At 63.4% G+C, this 9,335-nt stretch carries 10 protein-coding genes; 5 read left to right on the forward strand and 5 right to left on the reverse strand.

Annotated features, from left to right (window positions below):
• Nucleotides 1-108: 108 nt before the first annotated feature.
• From istB to A7X12_RS19435, 3 genes are all read right to left on the reverse strand, one after another.
• A complete protein-coding gene (gene istB, locus A7X12_RS19425) occupies nt 109-846 on the reverse strand; it encodes an IS21-like element helper ATPase IstB (protein WP_064313113.1) in 738 nt (245 codons plus the stop codon).
• Entirely contained in the window at nt 843-2,393 is a 1,551-nt protein-coding gene (gene istA, locus A7X12_RS19430) for an IS21 family transposase (RefSeq protein WP_064313114.1), read from the reverse strand. The genes istB and istA overlap by 4 nt, the downstream gene beginning before the upstream one ends.
• A gap of 223 nt (nt 2,394-2,616) precedes the next feature.
• Nucleotides 2,617-2,871 (reverse strand): helix-turn-helix domain-containing protein, encoded by a 255-nt coding sequence (locus A7X12_RS19435; protein ID WP_064313115.1) that lies wholly within the window; start codon nt 2,869-2,871, stop codon nt 2,617-2,619.
• 38 nt (nt 2,872-2,909) lie between these two features.
• Between A7X12_RS19435 and A7X12_RS19440 the strand changes: the two genes are divergently transcribed.
• The 3 genes from A7X12_RS19440 to A7X12_RS19450 all read left to right on the forward strand — a co-directional run bounded on the left by A7X12_RS19440 (nt 2,910) and on the right by A7X12_RS19450 (nt 4,766).
• Nucleotides 2,910-3,365, forward strand: a complete 456-nt coding sequence (locus A7X12_RS19440; protein WP_064313116.1) for a helix-turn-helix domain-containing protein — start codon at nt 2,910-2,912, stop codon at nt 3,363-3,365.
• A 2-nt stretch (nt 3,366-3,367) separates the two neighbouring features.
• The gene (locus tag A7X12_RS19445) at nt 3,368-3,751 is read left to right on the forward strand and encodes a hypothetical protein (RefSeq protein WP_064313117.1); all 384 of its coding nucleotides are present in this window, start codon (nt 3,368-3,370) and stop codon (nt 3,749-3,751) included.
• A 496-nt stretch (nt 3,752-4,247) separates the two neighbouring features.
• Nucleotides 4,248-4,766 carry a class I SAM-dependent methyltransferase gene (locus A7X12_RS19450; RefSeq protein WP_269747834.1) on the forward strand — a complete coding sequence of 173 codons (519 nt, stop codon included), beginning with the start codon at nt 4,248-4,250 and terminating at the stop codon, nt 4,764-4,766.
• A gap of 450 nt (nt 4,767-5,216) precedes the next feature.
• Here the strand turns inward: A7X12_RS19450 and A7X12_RS19455 are convergent, their stop codons facing one another.
• Nucleotides 5,217-6,191 (reverse strand): LppY/LpqO family protein, encoded by a 975-nt coding sequence (locus A7X12_RS19455; protein WP_232318606.1) that lies wholly within the window; start codon nt 6,189-6,191, stop codon nt 5,217-5,219.
• A 3-nt stretch (nt 6,192-6,194) separates the two neighbouring features.
• Nucleotides 6,195-7,451: a chromate transporter gene (locus A7X12_RS19460; protein ID WP_157105659.1), complete on the reverse strand. Its 1,257-nt coding sequence runs from the start codon at nt 7,449-7,451 to the stop codon at nt 6,195-6,197.
• A 157-nt stretch (nt 7,452-7,608) separates the two neighbouring features.
• Between A7X12_RS19460 and A7X12_RS19465 the strand changes: the two genes are divergently transcribed.
• Nucleotides 7,609-8,559: a chromate resistance protein ChrB domain-containing protein gene (locus A7X12_RS19465; protein WP_176695932.1), complete on the forward strand. Its 951-nt coding sequence runs from the start codon at nt 7,609-7,611 to the stop codon at nt 8,557-8,559.
• A 58-nt stretch (nt 8,560-8,617) separates the two neighbouring features.
• The gene (locus A7X12_RS26815; RefSeq protein WP_443029313.1) at nt 8,618-8,965 is read left to right on the forward strand and encodes a Rap1a/Tai family immunity protein; all 348 of its coding nucleotides are present in this window, start codon (nt 8,618-8,620) and stop codon (nt 8,963-8,965) included.
• Nucleotides 8,966-9,335: the final 370 nt, after the last annotated feature.

Raw genomic sequence — 9,335 nt, forward strand, 5'->3', positions numbered from 1 at the left:
GTAGAGGGAGCCACAAAGCTGGGCGCCGGATGACGAGCACGCTGGTCAGCGGCGGACTCCGCAGCCGGACGGCCCGCGGCGCCGGCTGGGCGCCGCGGGCTCCTGGAATCACGCCGCCGGCGAGGTCAGTCGGCGCATCGATTCACCAGACAGCTGGATCCGGTGACTGGTGTTGACCATCCGATCGAGAACGGCATCGGCCACCATCGGATTGTCGATGTAGCCGTGCCAGTCCTTGAACGGGAGTTGGCCCGCCAGCAGGATTGAGGCCGATCGGGTTCGGGCGTCCACGATGTCCAGCAGGTGGTGCTTGCCCGACTCCGTCAGAGGCGTCAGGCCGAAGTCGTCCAGGATCAACAGGTCGAAGCGGGCGATCGCCGTGCGCAGGCGGTTCATGCTGCCGTCCTGATGGGCGATCGCCATGTCCTCCAACAGTTGATGGGTGCGATAGTACCGAACCGTCAGACCGACGCGGGCGGCATGACCGCCAAAGGCGCACGCCAGATGGGTCTTCCCGGTCCCTGTTGCGCCCGTCAGGATCAGATTTTCGGCTTGGCGCACCCAGGTACAGGTCAGAAGCTCGGCCATCTGGGCCCGGTCCAGGTTTCGTGCGGAGCGGTAGTCGATGTCTTCGGCCGCGGCAGGGATCTTCAGTCGGGCGGCTTTCAGGATGCGTTTCAGGCGACGGTCGTCACGATACGCCGCTTCAGCCTGCAAGAGGTGCATTAGCCGATCGTGGAACGGTAGATCGGCGAACGCCGGCGTGGCCGCGTGATGCTCGACCGCTTCCACCATGCCGTTGAGGCCGAGGTCGCGGAGTTTGTCGATGATGTGGGTGGTGTTCATGACTCGTCTCCGGCGAAATAGTCGGGACCGCGCACGTTCTCATTCGTCGCGGCAGCGGCTGTTTTGGGCGTGATGAAGTCTGCCGGGTCCGTGAACTCCAGATTCCGATCCAGGACATTGCGCACATGGGCCAGTCGGGGTTCGCCGCACCGCACGGCGCGGGCGCAGGCTGCTTCCAGCCTCACCGGACCGACGCGGTGCGCCAAGGCCCGAAACGAGCGATAGACGGCGGTCTTGGCCGCGCCGAAGAACGGACGCCCAGCTTCGCCCTGGACCACAGCCTGAACACCGGGCCCATGCAGACGGGACCATAGGACAAGATCTTCGTCCTCCCCCGCGCGCCGCGCCAAATGGTTAGGTGGCATATGGGCTGGATCAGTCGAGGCCTCGCCCGCTACGGCCAGGCGCGGGTGGACGCCTACCGGCTTCCCGTCGTGCCAGATCTCGACCGTGGCGGCGTTCGCGCGCACATCAACCCGCTGCCCGATCAGGGTATGCGGCGCCGAGTATCGGCGCTGATCGTGCATGACGTGATAGTCTGGTCCGAGGAGCAGCTGACGCCTGACCTCGAAGAAGGCGAACGGCTCCGCCTGGAGAGGCCGCAACGCCGGACGGTCCAACTGCTCGAACAGAGTGGTGCGAGACTCTCCCGGCGCGCGCCGCAGCGCCTTGGTGTTGAGGCGGATGAGCAGGCTGGCCAGCAAGGCGTTCATCTCACCGAGTGACATCGCCGGGCGATCTGCGAGGGCCAACCGCAACAGGCGCTGAATCAGCTTCACGCCGATCTCCACCTTCGCCTTGTGCGTGGGACTGTAAGCCTTGGCGGGGCGTGCGATCGTTCCATGATGGTCGCAAAAGGCTTGAAACGTCGGATTGATCTCAGGCGCCTGTCCGCGCTTGTGGGAAATCACAGCGGCCTTGAGGTTGTCGGAGATGATCACCTGCGGGACGCCGCCGAAGAACCGAAGCGCCTGCTCGTTCGCCCAGATCCAGTCGCCCGCACGCTGTGAACGGGTGACGCAGGCGAAGGTGTAGTCAGAGGCGGGCAGCACCGCGACGAACAGTTCGAACGGGACCCGGTCGGCGGGGTCATCGTCTCGCCCGCGCGGCCGAAGCCCGGCGAAATCGACCATCATGGTTTCGCCAGGCCGGTGGCGCTGTCGCATGATCGGATGAGCCGCCACGTTGTATTCTCGGAATTTGCGGCAGTAATCGCGATAGGAGATGGTCGGCTGGTCGCCCGCCGTCTCGACGTAGGTGTCGTGCAAATCCTTGAGATGGTGGCCGGCCTTGACCTTTACGGCCACGGCCGCCCAGTCTGGCTGCAACTGTCCAATGGCCATCGGCGCCGATCGGCCCGCATTGAAGAGGCGCATCAGATCGCTGTCAGAAAGTGCGCAAAGGCCTTCGCTTGTCAGGGACATCTCCAGGGCAAGCGAGCGGTAGCGAGCGACGGTCGTGTAGGAACAGCAGATCATGCGGCCGATCTGCCGATTGCCGTAGGCCGTGGTGAGGATGAGGCGCAGCAGGCCTCGCGGGTCGAACATGGAAGCTCCCGTTGTTCAATTCTTGATGATGGGAGCCTGAAAGGGGCGCGCGCGTCGGCGGTCTCCGTCGCGCTGACGCGACGGAGATTCCTTGACGGCGATGACGCTTTCGGGGAGATTGGCGGGGTCGCTGTGGAAACGACGAACCAATCTTCCGAAAGGGCCTGCGCTTTTGCCGAGCGCGGGCCTTTTCACTTTCAGGCGTGGATTGTGTGAAGCTTGATCAGGGGGCGGGCATGGCGGTCTCCTTGTGGTGATCAGCCGATCCACTGCGGTAGCGGTCAGGCCAAATTTCTTCCGGACGCTGTCCCAGCGCGTCGGCGATGGCTTGCTCGACACGCCGCGAGCGCCTGAAACCGCGCGACACTATGGACACCGTGGAGGGCGTCACAGCCAGCGACCGGGCAATGTCCGACAGGCTGATGCGTTTGAGACTCAAAGCGGACTTGATCCGTGCATGCCTTTTGTCGTCTATCATCGCCTTGGCTCCATCTTGTGCGACTAAGGGACCATAGTGTGCGAAATACCAACACCGCAACCATCAATGATCCAGACCCTGGCATCGCCCGGCGGCTGATCGCCGTGCGGCAGCAAAGTGGTCTCAATCAATCCGCCTTCGCAGCCCGGCTCGGTTTCCCCCGCCGCACCTATCTGGGATGGGAGCGCGGTGAGTCTGATCCTCCGATCTGGCTGCTGGACGCTCTGCACCAGGAGTTCGGCACCGACCCTCACTGGCTGCTGCACGGCCCCGGTGATCGGCCACGCCAATATGGCGCCGGACTCGATTGGGCCCGGTTTGGCCGCCTGCTTGTGGCCGTAGATCGCGAGGCTCGGGCGGCGGGCCTGGCGCCGAGACCCGAACAGATCTGCGAGTTGACCCGCGCGGTCTTCGAAGGCGCGCCTGAAGATGAAAAGGACGCCATCGAACGTCTGGCGCTGACCTTCAAAACAATGAAGAACCGGAGTCGCTGACCATGGACGAAGACGTGCGCGTGGTTCCCTTTCCGAATCAGACGCAAACCCCGGAGGTTCAGCGGGAGGATGCCGTGGCGGACGCACTGGAACGGGTCGGCGATATCCCGGTTGCGAAGGTGGAGGCGGTCGCCGCACTCGAGCGAAGGCCGAACTGGCCGGCGATCATCACCTTCATAGCGATCTCAATGCTCTCGTTGTCGGTAGCGGTCTTTTCGACGGGGGCGGATGATGTCCTACGCATGGGCGCGGCCATGGCGTTGGTGATCTCTATTCTGACGTGCGGGCTGGCCGTTCTGTATCGCCATGCACCGACGTTCTGGCGGCCCGGCATTGAACATACCGATCGTGTTGTGGATGACGGCGTTCAATCGCCTACGCCGTAGTCATAGCGAGCACCATGGGCGACCAGAATCCGACTCCCCGTCGAAGTCCGCAGCCGGTTCCCTCGCAGGGCGGTCCCGCCAACTTTCCAGCCCCAGGAGGGCCGAGGCGCACGGATCCGCACAGGACGATGATCTCGTCGCCGAATCCGAGGTGATCGAGACATTTGTGAAGTATCCCTCGATCATCGCCCGCGCCGCAGGTCTCGCATCCGAGATCTGACTGGCGGAATTCGAGCAGGAACCGCAGATGATGGTCGCGCTGAGTGCGCCCGTGAGCTTCGGCAACCGCACTCTCATCCTCTTCGCATCGAAGTGGCTCCCTATCCCTTGACGAACGTCATCATATGGCGTCCGGAAGTTTAGTTCCCTAGCTTCACAAGCAAGGCTCAGGAGGGCGGCGGTGTCTAATCAAACGCATTGGGAAACCGTTTATCTGAACAAGGCGGTGGAAGAGGTCAGCTGGTATCGACCCCATCTTTAGGTTTCGCTACGGCTCATTGCAGACTCTGCGCCATCCGCCAGCAGCGCGATCATTGACGTGGGCGGCGGAGAAGCGACGCTGGTCGATGATCTCGTCGCGCAGGGCTACAGCGACGTCACGGTCCTCGACATCTCCCCGGCGGCGATTGACGTGGCGAAGTCCCGTCTGGGTATGTCCGCCGCCGCGGTGCATTGGATCACCGGCGACAATACGGCTGTTGAGCTGGAACCGGCTCGCTACGATGTCTGGCACGACCGGGCCGTCTTCCACTTCCTGACCAGCGCAGGCGACAGAGCCGCATATGTTCGGCAGATCGCCCGCTCTGTCAGGCCCGGGGGCCACGTGATTGTCGCGGCGTTCGGGCCGGACGGTCCGGACAAGTGCAGCGGCCTGGACGTAGTCCGCTACGACGCCGAACATCTTCACGGCGAGTTTGGGCCGAAGTTCCGTCTCCTGGACAGCGTTAGGGAGTTGCACGAGACGCATTGGGGTACGCATCAGCAGTTCATGTATTGCCTCTGTCGGATGGAGTGAGAGGCCAACCCGCCCCAGCGCGCCGCTTCGGCCCTGATCGGACTGAACGCCAGCGGCAAGGCCCCGGCCCTCGCCGTGCCGGTCGAGATGACGGTGCTCCAGTTCCACCCTTGTTCGCCGCCCGCCTTCGGCGATAAGACGAACCTCCCCCACGTCGCTCGATCACGCCCGATCTGTCTCTCGATATGCCAGCGCGGGGAGCTAAAAGCGCTATGTCGCTCGTCGTTTTCAAACCGCGCAAGCCCTCGACAGCCGAACACAGCCGCGGGCGGAGGCGCAGGGCCTCGGCGTCAAACGCGGAGATCGGTTCACATGGAGAGCTCATCATTTCACCCGTTCATCACCGCCCCCAGTTGAGGCTGGCCGGAGCAAGTTCACAGGAACGGCGCGCCCCATCAAAGGCGTGATACAAGTGAAGATTGATGTCGCCTGAGGACGACGAGATGCCTTCTACGAGCCCTTCTGCACGGCCAGCGCCGCGTTGACTCCCTGAGCCAAGTCCTCTGCGGGTCCCTTGCCCCAATAGTGGACGAAATAGAACGCGGGGGTCTCCCCAATCATGTGATTGTGCAAAGCCACGACATGGATGTCTCCGGCCCGTAACGACCGGAGCACCGGCTGCACCTCCTCAGCGGTCATGATGAAGTCCCCGGCCACAGTCGCCATCGCGGTGCTTCCGGAGAAGGCCGCCCACGTCGTCAATCCCATCGATCCTCCGACTTCGACGCCATGCATGCGACCCGTGCGCGGCAAGGTGAACTTGACCACGCCACCGTTCAGCTCGGGATCGACTTCGAAATAGCGCCGCAATGAAGCGACATCGAACTCTCCGGCAACGGTCGGGGTGGATCCAGGAAAGCGTCGTCGAGGTGTCGGCGTCTCCGCACGAACGGCTCGAATGGCGTCCCACACGGCCTTCACCCCGGTGGCCAGGTCGTGCGCCGGCCCCGTGCCGCCGACGTGCATGAAATAGACGGGCGGATCGTCGAAGATGAAGTGATTGTGAAGACCGGTGACCTCCAGGCCGGCGGCGAAGGCGGCGTCCATGGCGGCCGTGATCTCGTCCTCGAACACCACGGTGTCGCCCATCAGCATGACATGGTCGTCGCCGTGCGCTTTGAAAGCGGCCCAGGAACCCAAACCGGCGGCCGGCGCGAGGGGGGCGCCGTCCACTGTCACCGGGACGTCGGTTCGCGACCAGGCGATGCGCACGACACCGTCGGGAGCCACGGTCGCCTGTACGCCGGCCGCGGACGAGATGACCTCCCGCTTGTCGGATTGGGCAGCGCCCTTGGTCGCTATCGCCGTCGGCGATAGCGCCATGACTGCCAGGATCTGGACCATATGTCTGCGGTTCATCGCACGCTCCGTTTCGTAACTGATTATTCGATGCTTGGGGGACTTACGATAGTTGTAGTCGGCCACGCTTTAACTCGCCGGAGCGAAAAAGACCCAGCCCGCTAACCCGGCGGCGGCCAACGCGACCACGACGTTGAGCTTATTCTTCCATGTGTAGAGCAACGCCAAAGCGACCGCGAAGATAGACACGCCAATGATCAGATCCGGGACGCGCTGGGCTGTGACCGTCGCCAAGTCGATCGTCGTAGCGGCGATGAGGCCAACCACGCCGGCTGAGACGCCTGCCAAAAAGGCATGCAGCCGCTTGGCTTCCAGCACCGATTCCAAACGGTCGTAGAGGATCAGCGAAAATGCGAATGCCGGGAGGAATATTCCGACGGTCATGGCTACGGCGCCGAGCGGTCCGCCGCCGAAATAGCCGACGAAAGTTGCGAAGATGATCAGAGGCGCCGGCAGGATGCCCGACAGCGCCAAGCCATCCAGAAATTGGCCATCGTTCATCCAACCTTGACCCACGGCGTCGTTGCGAACGAACGGGATCGCGGTGTAGGCGCCGCCGAAAGTGAGGAGGCCGGCCTTCAAGCCGGAAACGAACAACAGCCAAACGGGCGCTTGGCCGGGGTCACCGATCGCCGTTTGGACCTCTGGCGTTGCGGCATCGGGCGCCAAGAGCATTACCAGAATCGTCAGAGCCGTCGCCCCGGCGGCGACAAGCGCAGCGAATACTCGCAGGCCGAGCGCCCATAGCGCGTAGATCGCCCCGGAGGCCGGAAGGGTGATCCAGAACGGAGCGCCGGCGAAGGCTGCCAGGCCGCAGATGATGGCGAGCATCCACAGGCGACCGTCCAGCAGGATATGCTTTCCGATCCGATGGACGGCGGCGACGATCAACGCGATCACCGCCGCCTGAATCCCCAGGAACGCCGCGCCGAGCGCTGTGTCGATCAGGGCGATACGGAAATAGAGCCATGACAGCGCCATCATGAGGAGAAAGCCGGGAAGCATGAAGCCCAGGCCAGCGAGGATGCCCCCGAGTCTTCCCTTGGCGCGCATCCCCAGGTGGACGCAGAGTTCGTGCGCCTCGGGGCCCGGCAGCACCTGCATCACTGCCAGCAGCCTGTTGAAGCGCTCGCTGGAGATCCAGCGCTCGTCGTCGACCAGTTCACGGCGCACCATGGCGATCTGTGCGACCGGACCGCCCCAGGCCAGCAAGCCGAACCTTAGAAACCGAATGAACAACTGCGCATGCGTCAGGTTGGGCGGCGCGGCCTCCGGGCGCGGTTCCGAGAGATCGACCGTCGTATTGATGTCCGTTCCGGCGCTCATGCCGCTAGGCCCGGAGTCGCGCCAGGGACCTCGTTCCGACCAGACCAACTTCCAGTTTCAGGTGACCAATCGCAGGCGACCCAGGTCATACCACCTCCTCAACTCGCTAGCTCGTTCACCTGTATCATTTGTGGTCATTGAATGATACACCTTGTATATGATTTCGTTCCCCGGCTCGCGCGCCCCGTGGCTGCTGTTGATCCACCAACTGCCCGCCAAGCCCGCCTATCTGCGCGTCAAAGTCTGGCGGCGGCTGCAGGCGATCGGGGCGACTCCGCTGAAGAACGCCGTTCACGCGCTACCGCTTCGCGACGACACGGCAGCTCTGTTCGACGACCTGCTGCGCGAGATCACCGAGGGCGGGGGTGAGGCCATCATTTTGGAGGCTGCGCTGGTCGGTGGCTTGGGAGACGCGGACGTGCGAGCCCTGTTCGATGCGGTTCGCGATTCCGATTACGAGGACCTCGCCCGCGAGGCGCGCACGATCGACGACGGGCAGGTCGCCCGCGAGATTGTTCGCCTGCGCGCGCGTCTGGCCGAAATCGCGGCCATCGACTATTTCGGCACCCACGGCCGGCAAGCTGCCGAAGCGGCGCTCGCAGACCTGGTGACGCGCTCGACGCGGCACCCTGACGTCAGTTCGACGTGTCAGGCGGTGATCGCGACCGCCGACCTGAGACAGCGGGTCTGGATCACCCGGCGCGGCATCCATGTCGATCGTATCGCGTCGGCCTGGCTGATCCAGCGCTTCATCGACCCCGAAGCGACTTTCAAGTTCGTCGACGGCCAAGGCTACGAGCCTGCCGCGGACGAACTCAGGTTTGACATGGCGAATGCCGAGTTCACCCACGAAGGCGAGCGCTGCACCTTCGAGACGCTGCTCGTGCGGACACAACTCGACAATGATACCGCGCTGGTCGCGATCGGCGAAATCATTCACGACCTCGACATCGCTGACAGCCGCTTCAATCGGCCGGAGACGGCCGGCCTGGGCGCCCTCATCGCCGGAATTTGCGCCCGAACGGATGATGACAACGAACGGCTGGCGGAGGGAACCGCCGCGCTTGAACAGTTTTACGCCTATTTCAGCAGAGGGCGAAAGGCGTGAACTGCGAGCTCTGCATGAAAGTTCTCGTAACAGGTTTGACCCAAGGAGGCCGAAGATTATGAACCTCGGTATTTTCTACTTTTCGCTCGCAAGCTTAGTTGTCTCACCGGGATCGGGCGTGACTCAAGATGTTCCGCCTTCCGCAACCGGCTCCGCCCTTTTGGAGCAATGCAGACGCGGGGCGCCCGAGTGCGGAGCCTATCTGCAGGGTATGCTCGATGAGTTGATCGTCCGTCGCGCCGTGTGCGGCGCCCCGAGATATGACCGTCAGCGTCTCCGCCAAGCTTATCTGCGCTGGGCCGAATCAGAGACTTATCTCAGAGACAAGCACATGGCGGCCGGAGCCAACGAGGCGTTGACTAAGGCGTGGCCCTGCGCTCGGCAGATCGATCCCAGCTCCAGCTGAGGGCCTGTTTGAGCCTGCCGACTTGGGCATGCTCGACACGGGCGTGGGCGGGATTATCGCCCTGATCTTCCTGCGGTCGGCAATCCGTGTATTGCGCGCGGCGTTGCCCGCGCGGCCGAGGGCTGGCGCGAGCTGATACACCGGTTCTGTTCGCGCCGTTAGCGGACCTTCCGAACGTCAAGAGCTGACACCAAGTAAGTTGATCAGCGCCAAGATTTCTTCTGACTACGGTTCGATCCCGCGAACGGGCGACTGAGCTTTGTCGAATAGCTCTGTCGCCCGTTCACTACTGCCAAAAACATGCCCAGCGTGGCTCGAGGCGCCCACTCGTTCTGACCGCAGGAGTCCAGTTCGTTGGCGGTGTGCAGTC

This window comes from Sphingomonas sp. TDK1 (assembly GCF_001650735.1).
In the GTDB taxonomy this organism is placed as follows: domain Bacteria; phylum Pseudomonadota; class Alphaproteobacteria; order Sphingomonadales; family Sphingomonadaceae; genus Sphingomonas.